This is a genomic window from Ochrobactrum sp. XJ1, from assembly GCF_024701725.1.
GTDB lineage: Bacteria > Pseudomonadota > Alphaproteobacteria > Rhizobiales > Rhizobiaceae > Brucella > Brucella anthropi.
This window is the reverse complement of the sequence record NZ_VDGD01000010.1, coordinates 133,302-150,467: the sequence shown is the minus strand read 5'-3', so window position 1 is coordinate 150,467 and position 17,166 is coordinate 133,302. Positions and strand designations below refer to the sequence as shown.

Below are 17,166 nucleotides of genomic sequence, written 5' to 3'. Positions count from 1 at the left end.
CTCAGAAATTCCGGGTCAATCCGAGATTGATCGTGCGTCCCGGTGCAATATAGCCAGAGCTGGTCTGATAGTCCTTGTCAAAAATATTCTCGACCGAGAACTTCAACTGCGATTGCTTGTCGATGGAATAGAGCGCCACAAAATCAGCCGTCACATAATCTCCGAGTTTCTTGCTATTTGCAGCATCTGCATAACGCGAACCGCCATAGATCAGCCTTGCGGTCAGATCGAGCTTTTCAATCGGCGTGAAATTGACCTCAGCCGCAGCCTTGAAACGTTCGCGATAAGGAAGATCCTTATCCGTATCGTCATCGATTGGCTGCTTCAGGTCGATAGAACCTTTGACGCCCCAGCGATCATCAAAACGATGCGCCAATGTGGCTTCGAAACCCGTAACCTTCGCGCTGGCAACATTATAAGGCAGATAGGATGGTGCGGTGCTCATGATCGCATCGCGCAACCATGTCTGGTAGAAAGCCATATCAAGGCTTGTCGAAGCCGTAGCCTGCCAGTTCAAGCCGATTTCATATGATCGGGACTTTTCCGGCTGCAAATCAGGATTGGCGAAGCCCGGATAATAAAGCTCGTTGAAAGTCGGCGCCCGAAAACCCGTGGCATAGGATGACCGCAAAACAAGGTCCGGCAGAACTTCATAACTCGTACCGAGATTGTAGGTCACGACATCGCCGAACTGCCCATTATGGTCGTAACGCAGCCCGCCATCGAAGCGCAGCGCCTCATACTCCAGCGAATACTGACCAAATACAGCAGCCAGATCGCGGCTGGTTTCATCATAAGCAACGGTGGTGTTGATCTCCTCGCGATAGGCTTCCACACCGGCGGTCACGGTGTGGTTAACCGTGCCGGTGTCGAAACTCTTCTCGGTCGAGGCAAAAACGCCATAACGCTTGGTTTCAAACCGGTCCGAACCGCTCACGTCTTTTCGGAAGTTACGGCTGTTGTCGATACCGGTGCTGAATTCCAGCGTGGATGACCAATCCGCCGTATGATCAATGCGTGTTCCGATCTTGCCCGTAAATGCGGTACTATCGGCCTGGTTCGGTGACGGTGCCTTGGCATCATACTGATTGCGCCCTCGGCTGAGGAGACCGTCCGCATAAATTTTACCCCAGTCGAAATCCTTCGACAGGGCAAAGTTGAACGAGCCCTGCAAGAATCCATCGCGATCTGGTTCATGGCCATAGGCATCCGATGTGGTGAAGTCATATCCTTGCGTGCCGGTTATGGCCGCACCAAAGGCATAGTCGACACCGTCGTTGCTTCTTCCCTGTATGGTCCCGGAAGCATATCCACCCCATGGATGGCTGACACCGGTAGAAAGACTGCCGCACCACGAGCGCTCACCGCAGGCTCCGCCTTGCTTGGTGATGATATTGATCACCCCGCCCATGGCATCGGCACCGTATTGCGCAGAATGAGAACCCTTGGCAATTTCAACACGGTCGATGGAACTCAGAGGAATGTTCGCAAGCGCAGTTGCTCCGGTTGTCGCCGACGCTGTGCGCACACCATTGATGAGAACAACCGTCTGCTTGGAAGACATGCCACGCATGTAAATGTCCGACGACGAGCCCTGCCCGCCGTTCGTCTTTATGGAGATACCGCTATAGGACTTCAGCAACGATTGGAGATCGGGAGCAGCCGACCGTTCGATATCCGCTGAATCGATAACCGTTACAGATGAGGTCGAGCGCTGCAGCGAAGACGCGCGGCGCAATGGCGTAACCACGATTGTATCGAGGACGACACTGTCAGCACCGTTCGGCAGACTTTGAGCAAGCGTCGTGGACGGCAGCGCAAGAACGCTGGCCGATACCAATAAAACAGATGATTTCAAAAGATGCATTTTTCCCTCAACCCGCCGAACCGAAGAACGATACCGGCTTTTCCTCGCACCGCAGGTTGAAGTGATCGTGGCACTGAAGGCCCTTCTTCCCGACGGCAACATTTCAACAATGTCACCGCCACGGACAGCCGCGCCTGGACACACCCCGTATCCATGCATGGGTGACCGGATACGGCAGGTCTCCTGACTTCCGGGTCTTCGCTTCCCCTCCGCCTTCCCGATCGCACCTAATGCTTTCAGTGGCTTTTACCGCTCACACGGCTGTGGAGGATAGCTCTCCGGTTACAGTTGCGGGGGCAGTCGCGGCATCAACCAGAATGGCTTCACCGTGTTCCCTTTTCATCCGCCTGAACAGCGGAACCGTTTCCTGAGAATTGCGATAGCAACATGGTTAAGGATTCGCAACTCCGCTAAAGCACAATCCGGCACAGAAAACTGAATCACATTGGCAAGGAATGGATTCAGCCTCCTGATTTTAAAGAATTTTCCTATCGCAGGAACGCACGGAAACGCTGAAGCGCGAAGTAGAACAGCACAGAGCCAATGACGATCAGCGCCAGAAATTGCGGCCAGACGACACCGAGCCCTGCTCCGCGAAACAGGATCGATTGGGCCAATATGACGAAATGCGTATTCGGCGCTGCCAGCATGATTGTCTGGATGATTTCAGGCATGCTTTCGCGAGGTGTTGTCCCTCCCGAAAGCACCTGCAAAGGCAGAAGCACCAGCATGAGCAGCATTCCGAACTGCGGCATCGAACCAGCCGCAGTTGCCAGAAAGATGCCAAGGCTGGTCGTCGCAAAAAGCTGGAGCGCTGCACCAACGAGAAACAGCGACACCGACCCATAGATAGGAACGGCAAGCAGCCCCTGCACCACGAAAACCAATGCAAATGCCGAGGCAACCAGCACGACCAGCCCCATGGACCAAATCTTGCTGACCATGATTTCAACCGGCGTCACGGGCATAACCAATAGATGTTCTATGGTTCCGTGTTCGCGTTCCCGAATGAGCGCCGCGCCCGTCAGGATGATCGATAACATCGTAACCGATGAAATCACATTGTTGATCGCGCCGAACCAGCCCTTGTTCAAATCCTGATTGAATCTCGCTCTGAGATTGAGTTCAACCGGCGTTTGTGCGCCACCGCGATAGCGATTTAGAAACTCGCCCACCTCACTCGACACAATCGACTGCACATAGCCGCCACCCGTAAAGGCCTGGCTCATTCGGGTTGCATCGACATTGAGCTGAATTGTCGGCGAACGACCCGCCAGAAGATCACGCTGGAAATTCGGCGGTATATTCAGAGCGAAAGTATCAAGCCCCTCATCCATCCGGACATCCATTTCATAGGATGAAATCAGCTTCGGAGGCACGAAATATGGCGGATAAAATGCCGTCGTGATCCGGCTCGAAACCGGCGACTGATCTTCGTCGACAATCGCTATCGCCGCATTGTTGAGGGTTTCGGGCATTGCTTTCGATGCCGTATAGATCGCAAGCGTAAAGGCATAGACAATCAGGATCAGCAGCATCGGATCGCGAGCCAAACCACGCAGTTCCTTCACGCCAAGCTGGAATATGTTAGATATCCGCATCTTAGCTCGCCTGTTTCTTGAGAAGAACGATAGCGAGCGCCATGAGAACCGGCACCGCGATCAACAACGGCAAAAACGAACCTGCCAGATCGGCAAAACCCAGTGCCTTGGAGAAAACCCCGCGAGAAATGGTCACAAAATAAGTCGCGGGATAGATTTTACCGATGAACGCGCCCGCACCTTGCAGCGACGATACGGGGTCAATGATACCGGAATATTGCACAGCCGGAATGAGTGTCAGAAGTGCCGTTCCGAAGATCGCTGCAATCTGGCTGTTCATGAAGGTGGACAGCACCAACCCCATGCCGGTCGCAATTGTGACATAGAGCAGCGCCGCCAGCGCATAAGTCGGAAAACTCCCTGTGAACGGCACCTGGAAAATAAACACCGCAAAGGCTGTCAGCATCAGGAAATTCAAAAATGCCAGCCCGATATAGGGTAACTGCTTGCCAAACAGAAACTCGAATTTCGTCACCGGCGTCACGTAAAAATTGATGATCGACCCCAGTTCCTTTTCCCGAACTACGCTCAATACCGCCAGCATCGAAGGGATCATGAGCAGCAGCAATGGAATCACCGCCGGCACCATAGCTACGAGGCTTTGCACATCCGGATTATAGCGGTAGCGTATCTCCAGATTGAAACTGCCAACATTCGCCGCATTGCCATAAAGCTCACGGGCTTTTTGCGTCAGCCAGTTGGCGTGCATGCCTTGAACATAGCCTTTGATCGTCTCGGCACGAGTGGGCATCGCACCGTCAATCCAGGCAGCAACTTCCACCGGGCGGCCGCGCATGACATTTGCGCCGAAATTTGGTGGTATCTCGATAGCCAGACTGATCTCGCCATCGCGCATTCGTCGGTCCAGATCGTCATAATCGGTTATGGGAACCTGTTCAGAAAAATATCGCGAGCCTGCAATCTGCTGCGTGTAATCGCGGCTGATCGTCGTATCGTCACGATCAAGCACGGCAAACTTCAAATCCTCGACATCCAGGTTAATACCGTAACCAATAACGAACATCAGGATAACGCTACCCAGAATAGCCAGCGTTGCGCGGATCGGATCACGCTTCAGTTCCAAAGCCTCACGTCGTGTGTACGCCAGCATTCGCCGCAGGTCCGGCCACCAGCCTGGAGCCTTCTTTGGATGTGCTTCACCTGCCTCTCCCATTTGATCTGAAATAGCTACCGGCAATGGCGCTGACTGTTCTGTCTCGCCAATAGCGTCCTGCAGATATGCGACGAAGGCTTCTTCCAGAGTTTCAGCATTGCGACTCTTGGTAATCGCCTTCGGCGTATCGCTGATCAGCACCTTGCCCGCATGCATCAGCGAAATCCGGTCGCAAAGCTCCGCTTCGTTCATGAAATGGGTAGAGACGAAAATCGTCACATTGTCCTTGCGCGACAGATCAGCGAGGATTTGCCAGAAAGCATCACGAGCGACCGGGTCCACACCCGATGTCGGCTCATCGAGAATGAGAATATCAGGTGAATGGATCAAAGCCACAGCCAGTGACAGGCGCTGGCGGATACCGAGCGGCAAGGCATCGGGTAAGGAATCCATGACCTCAATGAGATCAAAGCGTTCGGTCAATTCCTTGATACGGCGTTCGGTCAGATCCGGCGCCATATCGAACAATTTGGCGTGGAGTTCCAAATTCTGACGAACAGTCAACTCCGAATAAAGCGAAAACGCTTGCGACATATATCCGACATGGCGGCGTATATCGATATCCTTGGGATCGACCTCTCGCCCGAACAGTCGCGCCGTTCCGTCGCTGGCAGGCAACAGCCCGGTCAGAACCTTCATGGTCGTGGTCTTGCCGCAACCGTTGGAACCCAGAAAACCGAAGATTTCACCGCGCGGAATTCGAAAACTTACATTATTCACCGCAGTGAAGCTGCCAAAACGAACGGTGACGTGTTCTGTCTCAATCGCGATTTCAGCATCCGCACCGAAGTCGCGGTGCGGAATTTCGATATCCTGATGGCCTTTCCGCAATTCCTCCGGCAGGAGCGCAATGAAGGCCGCATCAAGATTTGGAGTGTTGGTGCGCTGCAGCAATTCCTGCGGTGTACCTGTCGCCAGAATCTGTCCATCATTCATCGCGACCAGCCAGTCGAAACGCTCGGCTTCTTCCATATAAGCGGTCGCGACAATGACGCTCATTCCGGGGCGATCCTTGCGGATATCATCAATCAGCTCCCAGAACTGGCGCCGGGATAAGGGGTCGACACCGGTCGTCGGCTCATCGAGTATGAGTAGATCGGGATCATGGATGAGCGAACAGCAGAGGCTGGTCTTCTGCTTCATGCCGCCCGATAGTTTGCCAGCCGGACGATCGGCGAAAGCCGACATACCCGTGCGCGCCAGAAGATCGGCGATACGACGCTCACGCTCTTTTCGATTATGCCCGAACAGCCGTCCGAAAAAGTCGATATTCTCGAACACCGAAAGCGTGGGATAGAGGTTCTTCCCAAGTCCCTGCGGCATATAGGCGATACGGGGATAGGCAGACTGAAGATGACGCTTGTCCGAAATATCACCGCCGAGAACCTCAATGCGTCCCTGTTGCATCGTTCGCGCTCCGGCGACCAACGATAACAGGCTTGATTTCCCGACCCCATCAGGTCCGATCAGACCGACCATGCAGCCGACGGGAATATCAACGTTGACGTTGCGCAGAGCACGCGTCTTCCCATAGGACAGCCCTACGCCTTGCGCCCGGACGACAAAGCTGTCGTCATTGGCGCCAGCTTTGACAGTAGAACCATTCATTTCACGGTTTCCGCGAGATTCTTCGGCCATTCGGCATTGGGGTCAAGCTTGACATAGGCCATGCCCGGCAATCCGGTTTTCACCTGTTGGATATATTTTTGAAGCAGTTCTTGCGGGATTTTAGCCTTCACGCGGAACATCAGCTTCTGGCGCTCTTCCTCCGTTTCTACGGTCTTCGGCGTAAATTGGGCCACATCGGCCACAAAGCTGATCTTTGCAGGAATGACATATTGCGGCGCGGCATCGAGAACAATCCGGGCGTCGGCCCCCATGGCCACCCGCCCGGCTTGCCCCGTCGGCAGGAAGAAAGTCATGTAAACGTCGCTGACGTCTACAAGATTGAGCACCCTCCCACCTGCGGAAAGCACTTCACCCGGTTGGGCAACGCGGTATTGAACACGTCCCGGCTTCGGCGCTCTCAAAGTGGCGTCGTTGATATCGGCTTCAATGCTCGCGATTGCCGCCTTGGCGGCTTCAACCGATGCTTCGGCATCCACGACCTGTGCCTTGGCAGCCCCAATGGCGGCCTCGGTGGCCGCAAGTTGCGCCTTGGCTGCACCGACAGCAGCTTCTGCACCCTGCGCAGTTGCACGGTCATCGTCCAGGACTTGCTGGGAAACCGTGCGCGATTGCGTCAATTGCTGGGAGCGGGCCAGACGGCGCTGGGCGGCATCCAGTTGCGCTTCGCGCTGTGCCACCGTCGCTTCTGCAGCCGTGTGTTCGGCTTCGCGCTGCGTGACAAGACTGCGCGCTGTCTCGATACCGATCTCTGCCCGGCGCAATTGCGCCTCAGCTTGCTTGCGCTGGCTTTCCAGCTGATCCGTATCCATACGTGCAAGAATATCATTTACCTGAACGAAATCCCCTTCATCTGCGAGGATTTCGCGAATGCGTCCCGGGCTCTTCGTCGAAATATCGATTTCAACCGCCTCGATGCGTCCATTGCCCTTGGCGATACCGTCCGGCAACCCATCGCCATTCAGCGTTTTCCAAGCATAGTACCCGCTTGCGGCAAGGACGATAATCGCTCCAGCCAATATCCATTGCTTACGGTTGAAAGCCATAATGAAACACCCTCATTGCCATCGTCGTCACAACGCCGTCTTCAAACGAAGCACCGGCAAGCAGTCGCCGCCTGCAAGGGTTTTGATTGTCCCCACCGCCCCGCCTCCGGCATCTGCCAGAACCTTCTCGGGAATGATATGGAACTACCTTTTCATTTAGCAACCGGTGAATTGGGGGAAGCGATCCAGAATCGCAAACTCCCGGTTAGACCTGCTCTAATCGGAGTAAAGGTTGCCCGCCTTGATTAGGATCAAGAACTGCTAAAATATAGAACAATGTTGCTAGAGACGCGGGTGCTGATTTTATGAAACAGAGGGGAGTAACGCCGACAGCACCCGCTGGCTGTCGATAGACGACGTTACAGAAAGATCGCGCTCATGCGCTCGACAGATTGATTTAGCCGGGGTGCCATTCGAGTAGGGCCTCGGCACCCCGGGTCACCGACTCTGGTGGAAACCGGCAACGATTGTTGGTTAGCACCCACTCAAACGAAGCTCTTTGATTTCAATCAAACAAACAACAATTCCGCAAATCGTCGTCGTTTTTTGCCGTTAGTTTTTCCGGGGCCTGCACTTGCCCCACGTCTTTTTCAGATAGTTCGACACACCTTTCAGCTTCGGGTCGGAGAGGAAACCCTGACGAAAGAGAATGCTCCCTTTCACCTCCGGCAAAGATTCATTGAATTCTAGCTGGCGCTTGATTTCGGTCACGCCCTCGCCCGCCTGCCAACTGGGTTCAAGTGTGGTTCCAGAACCGGCCCGATAGAGTGCCAAACCAATATAAAGATCGGTCTTCGTGCCGCGAACGGTATCGGCCCACCATTTCGCAATCGTCCCGTAAGACACATCCTTGCGGCCAAAGGACCAGTAAATCTGCGGCGCGATATAGTCGATCATGCCTTCTTTCACCCAACGCCGGGTGTCGGCAAAATCTCCGTCATAGTTCGTTTTCCCGGCGCGGGTTGCAGAACCGCGGGGATCGTCCGCAGCGTTGCGCCAAACGCCACTCGGGCTGATGCCGAAACGGACATTTGGTTTGATGGCTTTTATCTTGTCCGAAATCTCCCGCACCAATGTATGGGTATTGTAACGTCGCCATTCGTATTTGCTCGAAAAGCGTGTGCCAAACCGTGCATATGATTTGTCGTCGTCGAGTTTCGACGATGCGGTTTCGTAGTAGAAATAATCATCGAACTGAATCCCATCGACATCGTATTTCTGGACGACCTCTGCCGTCACATTCGTCACCCATTCACGGACAGCCGGAATGCCAGGATCAAGGACGTAACGGTCGGCTGAAACACCGACCCAGCCGGGATGGGACTTGAAAACACTGACTGGCGACTCGTTTGACGAATTCCGCAATTCCTTGCGGGTAGACGGCTTCGTATCCATCGAAACACGGTAGGGATTAAGCCATGCATGCAGTTCTATGCCGCGCTTATGCGCTTCCTGAATTGCAAATTTCAGCGGATCAAAGCCGGGATCTTTACCGAGAGTTCCAGTCAGATAGGACGACCACGGCAAATAGGATGACGGATAAAATGCATCGGCAGTCGGCGAAACCTGAAAGATGACAGCATTGATACCATGCTCAGATGCTTCATCGAAAAGTCTGAGCAGCTCTTCTTTCTGACGCTTTATGCGTTCGGCATCGTCCTCGATACGGGACGAACTGCGTGACGGCCAATCGAGATTGAGAACTGTCGCTATCCAGCTGGCATGAAATGCATCGCAGTCGAGGGGCATGAAATCGTTCCGTCTAAACAACTCGTCAGGCAAGGGTTTGAAATGGTTCTTTAACGCATCAGAGCGCCGTGGGTCCATTTGGACGCACAAAGGTCGCTCTAATTTACTGAAATTACGCATCGTGCTTTCCAAAAAATCGATCCCGATTTTTGGCCCGATGCTGTAGCTTAAAGATAGAAAAGCAACAGCGAGGGCAGCATGTACAAGAATATTCTCGTAACCACCGATGGGTCAGAATTTGCAGAGCGCGGGCTCGTCCACGCATTTAAACTGGCACGAACAGTCGGCGCGAAGGCGACGGTGCTGACTGTCACCGCTCCCTATTCCGTTTCGGGGCTTCCTGGCGGCTGGACTGATAGCCCTGCCTTCATCGAGCGCTTCGAACAAGAATGGAACGAGTATGCCGATAAATCCCTCGCTCGTGCGCGCGAACTGGCGGCTGAAACGGAAGTCGAAGTTCATACGCTGCATGTGGTTGCGCCACATCCGGCGACATCAATCATCGAAACTTCTAAAGAACTGCGCAACGATCTTATCGTCATGGCTTCCCATGGTCGTCGCGGACTGAAAGGTATGCTTCTTGGCAGTCAAACCTACGAGGTCCTGACGCGCAGCAACACACCGGTTCTAGTGGTAAAATAAAGCCACATCGAAAGGGCCCGAAATTATCGGACCTTCTTCCTTTTCAGCCAGTCTGGTGACCCGTCGCGCTTTCGATATCGATACGGAAGAAGATCGGTTCAAGTTTGCGTTCGTGTCCGTCCTTCGCGACCGTCTTTATGTATGCCGGTTCCCACCAGGTCGGTTCCGAAGCCATAAGCGCGACGATCGCATTTTTTTCGTCATCACCATCGATTTCCCGATAATGACCGTTCAGCACAACGGTGCGCCAGTTTGTCCGGGATTCGATATGATCGAAAAGAATACAAACTGCATCATTCTTGCGCAGGGCCTCGGTCTTCTGCCCATCGGTGGTAAAAGAATAGAGCGAGCCGCCGCTGAACCGGAAACTAAGCGGTACGATAAACGGGCGATTTTCGAGAACATAAGCCAGCCGCCCGAGATGGGTGTGCTGTATCATGTCCCGGATATCGTATTCCGACATTTCCCTGATCATCATGGCACGCCTCCGTTGTTTGTTTATCTGCCAACAAACTAACATAGGGCGGGCCTACAGCTTTGACTGCAATCAAAACACAAGCAGAGCTAATTTATCAGACGAACAAACGCCCTTCCGCGATCTTGACCGCCGTGCCTCCAATCCTCGCTCCTGTGAGCTGCTGCTTGGCAACGTCCAGTTCGAGACGGATCCGCGAAGGTCGCCCCATCTCCATTCCCTGCTCGATCCACCACTGCGAACTGCCGTCAACAGGTTTGTCGTTCTTCTGGATCATGCCTGCAAAGGCGGCTGCAGCCGAGCCCGTAGCCGGATCTTCATAGACATTCGCCCCCGTTACAAACATGCGCGCATGGAAATTGCTGTCGAACAAAATCGTTTCGCGGCAATAGACGTAAATCGGCAAAGGTCGGCCATCGACGTGTGGGAGGCTTTCGTTCACATAGACCGGGTCAATGGACACTTTTGCTGCGGCAATCAGATTGTGAACCGGCACGAGCAGATAAGGTGTACCCGCGCTCCAGACGCCAGGCACATGGTTCTCAAATCCGATCTCATGTGTACCGAGACCGATCGCAGCAGCGGCCTCCTCTTTCTCGACCTTGACATCAACTCGCTCTGGCAGGCGGGGCAAATCGAACTCGGCGAAGGCGCTATTCTCTCCCAATATCACACCGCAGCGAACAATACCGACCTTCTCTTCCAGAGCCACGAGCCTGTCGGTCTCATCACCCGTTTTACGACGGCGAGCCAGCGACACGGCAGCCCCTACTGTCGGGTGCCCGGCAAAGGGAAGCTCATAATCAGGCGTGAAGATACGCACCGCCGCTTCATGTGCGGGATTGTTCGGGGGAAAAATGAAAACCGTTTCGGAAAGATTGAACTCGCGTGCGATGGCCTGCATACGCGCATCGGTCAAACCTTCGCTATCATGGACGACAGCCAGCGGATTTCCAGCCAGAGCCTTGTCGGCGAAAACGTCGAAAACCTCATAGAATCTGCCGGAAACGGCGGCGTCATTCATCCCTTATTCTCTCCTCGACCTACACACAAAACCGACTGCGAGGTCGGTTTCACTCCAATGTCTCATGCTTCGCATTGTCTGCGAGCATAGCCAATTTCGCGCCGCTGTCATCTGCAAGTCTGGCCAAGCTTTAGAGATTGTTGAAATGCCAGTCGGCAAATGCTCGCACATAGGACGGTGTTGCGTCTCCCATCGTTTGAGCTGCCTTCACTGGTATGATCTCTGATAGTTCCGGTTCTTCCTCCGCAGAAAGATATCGTTCAATCCGTGATACCAGATCGGTTGACGGTGCATCGAAATAATAACGGCGGAAAAGCGCGATGCTACGGTTTCCTGTCACAAGATTGATCTGTCGCTCCGCACGTGCGTCAAGAAGATCAAGACCCGTTTCCTCGCGAACCTCCCGTTGCCGATTGGCGTCATAATCGACAGCTCCATCGACAATGTCATTATCATCCACTGAGCCTGCCGGAAAATAGACCCTTCCCGCCCCGGCATTTTGTGTGCTCATACGCCCGGCGATCAAATGTCCTTCGCTCGAGACAATCACACCGACACCGAAAATGTGCCACGGACGTTCCTGCGATACGTCATGCCGCCAGTGCATCAGCGTTGCAAAACTGGTGCGCTTGAAGCCGGCCTGAAACATGCCGCCAATCAGTTCTGCGTGTGGTGCCAGATAGAATTCGCCATCGAACAAAGTGGGGTTGGCTGCCCGCTCACGTGTCCAGTTCGAAGCAATCGCTTCGTGGTTATCCACGGTATATGATAAAGGACCGGGCAGTACCCGGACATCGGCACTGTCAATAATGTGGACAGTATTTTCCCGAACCTGCTTCATCGCTCAAACCATGTTCAATGTCACTGCAACCGGACAATGATCGCTTGCTTTCGGGCGATCCCAACCTGTTCTAGGATAACGCTCGATCTGCTGATCAGGTGGAAAAATCGTGCGCCAAGGCTGGCCACGCCGAATGATATTCGGAACCGCCTTCTCATTCTTCTTCGCAAAAGAAGGCGATGCCATGATGTAATCAAGCTGGCAAAGATGACGCTCCTGCGGCCCGCGCGTATGGTAAAGCGTCCAGCGGTCCATAACGGGACGGCGCTCGACCAGATTGACCGCAAACCCGTCGGCTAAGAGCACGTCCAACGCACTTTCTTCTTCAACCATTGGCGTGAACTGATAGCCGTTCCATTCATCGCCCCCGATAATGATCCGCTCACGATAATCATTGAAATCACCACAAATCAGCCAGCGGCGATCTGCAACATTGGATGGTCCGAACTTATCTTCGATGATACGGCGCATGGCGCGCGCCTCTGCGCGTCGCACCGGCAGAGATGCTGTCCGTCCGTCAAATCCGTTGCGCGCGCCCGTCATCGATTTCAGATGCGTAACGAAGAGCGATATGGGCTTCCCGGCAATGCGGATATCCACATTCAGGCAATCCCGCTTGAAGATTCGGTCATGGGGTTCCAGCCCAAGTTCCCCAAGTACGGGCTCGTAGAGGCCAAAATCATTATAGGTTACATAAGCATAGCTGGTGACTTCGTCGACTTCGATGGGCTGTCCGTCCCGTGTCGTGTCGCGCATCATAACGGCAACATCTATGCCGCGGCTGTCATTGCCATCTATGAGATATTTATGTCGGAAACCGTGGCCTATCATCTTGAAAAGATAGCCATATTCAAACGCATTCAACGCCGCCAGATTATCCACCTCTTGCAGGCAGAGAATATCAGCCCGCGTTTCGGCAATCGCCAGAGCCGTCATCTGGCGTGTGTCGTCTGCGTGCGCCACAGCGCGCGCCTGCTCAAGAAGGCGATACTGCGCCTCATCGTTGATCTCGAACAATTGCAGGGTGCGATCCTGATGCAATTCATTGCGAAAGCCGGAAAAATCAAACCGGCGCATCAGATTTTCGACATTGAAAGTAGCTATGGTAAACATGTCTTCGCAATCTCTCTGCTTGCTGGGCGATTGGCAAGAGGATGATTTCCGAAACCAATAAATTTCTGCCGAAGCGGTGACTTGGATATAAAGTATACCCATATATCGGGAGAACGATGATTAAAGCGAGCTGAAACGATGCGAAAAATTGTGCGCCTGACGATACTGACAGGGCTATTCGTTGCAGGCATTGCAAGTGTGGGTTCAGCCGTCGAACTGCGTAACAGCCAATATCTTCCCTCGCTGAAACCGAGCGGACCGTTGATTATCGGCGGTCAGGCGGGTGCCAATCGCACAGATCCGAGCGCTCGCAACTGCTACGGTTCAACGCTTTGCCGGGAAAGTGGAACTTATATCACCGAACATGGCGTATTAAACTACAAGAACGGCGATACTCTGCAATATCGACGCACGATGCAGCCACCGACCGCAGGCGCGCGCCCCAGCAGCAATCATATCCAGTGGTGTTCAAATCGGTATCGCAGTTACCGAACATCCGACAATACATTCCAGCCGTTGGCTGGTCCCAGGACAGGCTGCAATTCGCCATTCCAGTAAGAAAAAAGCCGGGTCTGAACCCGGCTTTTTTATTTCCACCAACCTAGGCGGCAGCGGATTTCGTATGAGCACGTATCAAACGACCAAGGCGCTTGATGCCTTCATCGATCATCTCATCGTTGGCGCATGAATAGCTGAGGCGCAGCGTGTTGGCACCGCTGCCATCAGCAAAAAATGCCCGCCCGGGAACAAACGCCACTTTCTCGCTATCAATGGATGCAGCAAGTAGCGCTGCGCCATCCATGCCTTCCGGCAGCGTGACCCAGATGAACATACCGCCTTCAGGCTTCGTCCAGCTTGTGGTTTCAGGCATATATTTCGCCAGCGCTTCGAGCATCTTGTCGCGACGGTGCTTATAAACCTTGTGCAGCTTCGCGACCTGAGTACCAAAGCCGCTGCTCGCAACACGCTGAATAGCGATCTGGTTGATCGTGGACGAATGAAGGTCCGCAGCCTGCTTCATGAGAACAAGCTTACGAATGACTGGCTTCGACGCAACCACATAGCCGACACGCAAACCCGGAGCCAGCGTCTTGGAGAAGGAACCGCAATAGATGGTGCGGGTCTTCTCGATGTCACTGCCATTGCGGGCAATGTCCAACGCCAGAATTGGCGAAATCGCATCGCCATTGTAGCGAAGATACTGGTAAGCCGCATCTTCGATAACCGGAATATCGAGCTCATCAGCCTGTGCGAGCAGTTTCTCACGACCGGCAAGATCGACGGTTTCCCCTGTCGGGTTGCTGAAATCGGCAGACAGATAAGCGAACTTGACCTGACCGCCGGCTTTCTTGGCAGCCTCTGCATAGGATTCCGGCGTGCGGTTGCCGTTGATCGCCAGCATATCGTAATTGGGCTCGTAAGCGTTGAAAGCCTGCAGCGCGCCAAGATAGGTCGGTGCGGTCACCAGTGCTGTGTCGGCGGGCGACAAAAACAGCTTGCCCAGATAATCGAGAGCCTGCTGCGAACCCGATGTGATGAACACATTGTCTTCCGTGCAGGGAATGCCAATCTTGGCAAGTTCTCCGACCAACCAGGTGCGCAGCGGCTTGTAGCCTTCCGAAACGGAATATTGCAGCGCTGCGTTGGCTTCTGGACCCGTAAGAATGTCCTTATAGGCTGCCTGGAATTCTTCGTGCGGGAAAAGAGCCGGATCAGGAATTCCGCCCGCAAACGAAATAATATCTGGGCGTTCCAGAAGCTTCAGCAGTTCGCGGATTTCCGATGCGCGCATACGTTTCGAGCGCGTTGCAAATACATTTTCCCAGTCCAACACGGGAAATCTCCTCAATTAGACTATCCGTACATTTTACGGAACTTGTAATAGCTAAGTCTCCTCAAAACTTGGCTATTGGATGTGAAGCTCTAGCGCACTTTTCGGCAAGCGAGAACAGCTTTTCCCATGCTTCTATGGAATAAAGATATTCGGAATTGTTTTGGGCCTCAAAGTGCACGAAACGAAAAATCTGGCACAGAATTTGGGTTCTTTTCGTTCGCCTTACGTTGACGATCAACCCGGCCATAGAGTGCCAACTACGAAGGGGGCGCAAGAAGCGCCCCCTCTTTTCGACCTTCATCGAGGCCGAAAACCAGATGGCATTCTGGTTCTGGCGCCCATGTCATTTGCAGACGGCCAGAACCTGAACCCCGCCGATTTTAGTTGCGAGCCTTGTCGACAAGCTTGTTCGCTGCGATCCATGGCATCATGCCGCGGAGCTTTTCGCCAACTTCTTCGATCTGGTGGCTATCGTTGTTGCGACGGATGCCCTTGAAGCGAGCAGCACCTGCGCGATATTCCTGCATCCAATCGGAAGTGAACTTGCCGGTCTGAATGTCTTTCAGAACACGCTTCATTTCTTCCTTGGTTTCGGCGGTGATGATGCGCGGACCAGTGACGTATTCGCCCCACTCTGCAGTGTTCGAGATCGAGTAGTTCATGTTGGCGATGCCGCCTTCGTAGATCAGGTCCACGATCAGCTTCATTTCGTGCAGGCACTCGAAGTAAGCCATTTCCGGCGCGTAGCCAGCTTCAACGAGAACCTCGAAACCGGTGCGGATCAACTCAACCACGCCGCCGCAGAGAACAGCCTGCTCGCCGAACAGATCGGTTTCGCACTCTTCCTTGAAGGTAGTTTCGATGACGCCTGAACGACCGCCGCCAACGCCCGAAGCGTAGGAGAGAGCCAGATCATGAGCATTGCCCGAGGCATCCTGATGAATGGCGATGAGGCAAGGAACGCCGCCGCCCTTCTGGTATTCGCCGCGCACCGTATGGCCTGGGCCCTTCGGTGCGATCATGACGACGTCAACCGACTTCTTCGGCTCGATGAGGCCAAAATGCACGTTGAGACCATGAGCGAAAGCGATTGCCGCGCCATCACGGAGATTGTCGTGAATGTGTTCCTTGTAGATGTCAGCCTGTAATTCGTCAGGCGTTGCCATCATCATGAGATCGGCCCACTTGGCGGCGTCAGCAACATTCATCACCTCGAAGCCGTCAGCCTGTGCCTTCTTCGCGGTCGCAGAACCTTCACGAAGGGCCACACGCACGTTAGCGGCACCGGAGTCTTTGAGGTTCAGCGCGTGGGCGCGGCCCTGGCTGCCATAACCGACGATAACCACCTTCTTCGACTTGATCAGGTTAACGTCTGCATCCCGATCGTAGTAAACGCGCATTTCCTTATTCCCTTCGTTCAGATTGTTCTTCGGCTTCCTTGCGTCCACCGATGTGATTAGGCCCCATAGAGGGCGAAAAACTGCTTGGTGGCGCGCCGGGCGTCCCGGATGACCACGTCGTCAGTCAGTTCGAGATGGTCGCCAAGCAGCAACCGTATTTGCATGTCCCGGACGACAAGCCCGAAAAACGTGCGAAATGCCTCATCGATATCGTCGAAGGCCAGCAAACGTGCCTCCTGCCCCATATGGAGAATGGGCTTGAGGCGCTTGGCCATGGCCACAGGACCGTTGGCCAGCACGATATCACCTAATGTGGACTTGCCGGACGCCGCATGGCTGACCGCCAGCCGGTTCAGGGCAATGGAGGTTTTTCCCGACAGCACCAGCAGCCAGTCGCGCGCGAAATGTTCCAGGCTCGAAAAAAGAGATTCCGCATCCAGCTTTTCACGGGTCAGCGGAACGACGCGAACTTTCGATGCCTGCCAGCGAACCATTGCCGTCAACAGACCGTCGCGATCGCCAAACCATTTATAGAGGCTTTCTTTCGAGCAGTTGGCGGCACGAGCAATACTTGCCGTCGTCAAAGCGCGGTCCCCGCCTTCCACTAGAAGGCGCAACGCCTGCTCCAGAACATCGTTCTGACGCGGCGAAAGAGCCTGCTGCTTTTGAGCCTGCATTTCGTCGCTGGTATCAGTCACGGGTCTTTTCCTCCACCTTGTACCGTACGGTACGGTTCCCAATTCATAATTACTGTTTCTTCAGCGGTCAAGCATG

14 protein-coding genes and 1 riboswitch are annotated in these 17,166 nt (G+C 54.0%); of the genes, 2 read left to right on the top strand and 12 right to left on the bottom strand.

Annotation, left to right across the window (positions count from 1 at the left end; genetic code table 11):
• Position 1 precedes the first annotated feature (1 nt).
• The 5 genes from FG152_RS18975 to FG152_RS18955 all read right to left on the bottom strand — a co-directional run bounded on the left by FG152_RS18975 (position 2) and on the right by FG152_RS18955 (position 9,063).
• Positions 2 to 1,867, bottom strand: a complete 1,866-nt coding sequence (locus tag FG152_RS18975) for a TonB-dependent receptor domain-containing protein (protein WP_010659793.1) — start codon at positions 1,865 to 1,867, stop codon at positions 2 to 4.
• Positions 1,868 to 2,023: 156 nt separating this feature from the next.
• Positions 2,024 to 2,247, bottom strand: a riboswitch (cobalamin riboswitch).
• A gap of 108 nt (positions 2,248 to 2,355) precedes the next feature.
• Positions 2,356 to 3,468 carry an ABC transporter permease gene (locus FG152_RS18970; RefSeq protein ID WP_010659792.1) on the bottom strand — a complete coding sequence of 371 codons (1,113 nt, stop codon included), beginning with the start codon at positions 3,466 to 3,468 and terminating at the stop codon, positions 2,356 to 2,358.
• A gap of 1 nt (position 3,469) precedes the next feature.
• The gene (gene rbbA / locus FG152_RS18965; protein WP_010659791.1) at positions 3,470 to 6,250 is read right to left on the bottom strand and encodes a ribosome-associated ATPase/putative transporter RbbA; all 2,781 of its coding nucleotides are present in this window, start codon (positions 6,248 to 6,250) and stop codon (positions 3,470 to 3,472) included.
• On the bottom strand, positions 6,247 to 7,314 hold the full coding sequence (locus FG152_RS18960) for an HlyD family secretion protein (RefSeq protein WP_010659790.1): 1,068 nt from the start codon (positions 7,312 to 7,314) through the stop codon (positions 6,247 to 6,249). Before FG152_RS18960 ends, rbbA begins: the two co-directional genes overlap by 4 nt.
• Positions 7,315 to 7,866: 552 nt before the next feature.
• Entirely contained in the window at positions 7,867 to 9,063 is a 1,197-nt protein-coding gene (locus FG152_RS18955; RefSeq protein WP_010659789.1) for a glycoside hydrolase family 10-like protein, read from the bottom strand.
• 198 nt (positions 9,064 to 9,261) lie between these two features.
• On the opposite strand from FG152_RS18955, the gene FG152_RS18950 reads away from it, so the two are divergent.
• The gene (locus FG152_RS18950) at positions 9,262 to 9,705 is read left to right on the top strand and encodes a universal stress protein (protein WP_010659788.1); all 444 of its coding nucleotides are present in this window, start codon (positions 9,262 to 9,264) and stop codon (positions 9,703 to 9,705) included.
• 43 nt (positions 9,706 to 9,748) lie between these two features.
• On the opposite strand, the gene FG152_RS18945 is transcribed toward FG152_RS18950, so the two are convergent.
• The 4 genes from FG152_RS18945 to FG152_RS18930 form a co-directional block, all read right to left on the bottom strand.
• Positions 9,749 to 10,183, bottom strand: a complete 435-nt coding sequence (locus tag FG152_RS18945) for a pyridoxamine 5'-phosphate oxidase family protein (RefSeq protein ID WP_010659787.1) — start codon at positions 10,181 to 10,183, stop codon at positions 9,749 to 9,751.
• 94 nt (positions 10,184 to 10,277) lie between these two features.
• Positions 10,278 to 11,204 carry a PhzF family phenazine biosynthesis protein gene (locus FG152_RS18940; RefSeq protein ID WP_010659786.1) on the bottom strand — a complete coding sequence of 309 codons (927 nt, stop codon included), beginning with the start codon at positions 11,202 to 11,204 and terminating at the stop codon, positions 10,278 to 10,280.
• 130 nt (positions 11,205 to 11,334) lie between these two features.
• The gene (locus tag FG152_RS18935; protein ID WP_010659785.1) at positions 11,335 to 12,045 is read right to left on the bottom strand and encodes an NUDIX hydrolase; all 711 of its coding nucleotides are present in this window, start codon (positions 12,043 to 12,045) and stop codon (positions 11,335 to 11,337) included.
• Positions 12,046 to 12,048: 3 nt separating this feature from the next.
• On the bottom strand, positions 12,049 to 13,158 hold the full coding sequence (locus tag FG152_RS18930; protein ID WP_010659784.1) for an endonuclease/exonuclease/phosphatase family protein: 1,110 nt from the start codon (positions 13,156 to 13,158) through the stop codon (positions 12,049 to 12,051).
• Positions 13,159 to 13,296: 138 nt separating this feature from the next.
• Here FG152_RS18930 and FG152_RS18925 point away from each other — a divergent pair, with 138 nt between their 5' ends.
• Positions 13,297 to 13,716 (top strand): BA14K family protein, encoded by a 420-nt coding sequence (locus FG152_RS18925; RefSeq protein ID WP_010659783.1) that lies wholly within the window; start codon positions 13,297 to 13,299, stop codon positions 13,714 to 13,716.
• A 43-nt stretch (positions 13,717 to 13,759) separates the two neighbouring features.
• On the opposite strand, the gene FG152_RS18920 is transcribed toward FG152_RS18925, so the two are convergent.
• From FG152_RS18920 to FG152_RS18910, 3 genes are all read right to left on the bottom strand, one after another.
• Positions 13,760 to 14,992, bottom strand: coding sequence for an aminotransferase-like domain-containing protein (locus tag FG152_RS18920; protein WP_010659782.1), 1,233 nt, complete (start codon positions 14,990 to 14,992; stop codon positions 13,760 to 13,762).
• Between the two features lie 380 nt (positions 14,993 to 15,372).
• The gene (gene ilvC, locus FG152_RS18915; RefSeq protein WP_010659781.1) at positions 15,373 to 16,392 is read right to left on the bottom strand and encodes a ketol-acid reductoisomerase; all 1,020 of its coding nucleotides are present in this window, start codon (positions 16,390 to 16,392) and stop codon (positions 15,373 to 15,375) included.
• A 56-nt stretch (positions 16,393 to 16,448) separates the two neighbouring features.
• Positions 16,449 to 17,090 (bottom strand): TetR/AcrR family transcriptional regulator, encoded by a 642-nt coding sequence (locus tag FG152_RS18910; RefSeq protein ID WP_010659780.1) that lies wholly within the window; start codon positions 17,088 to 17,090, stop codon positions 16,449 to 16,451.
• Positions 17,091 to 17,166 lie beyond the last annotated feature (76 nt).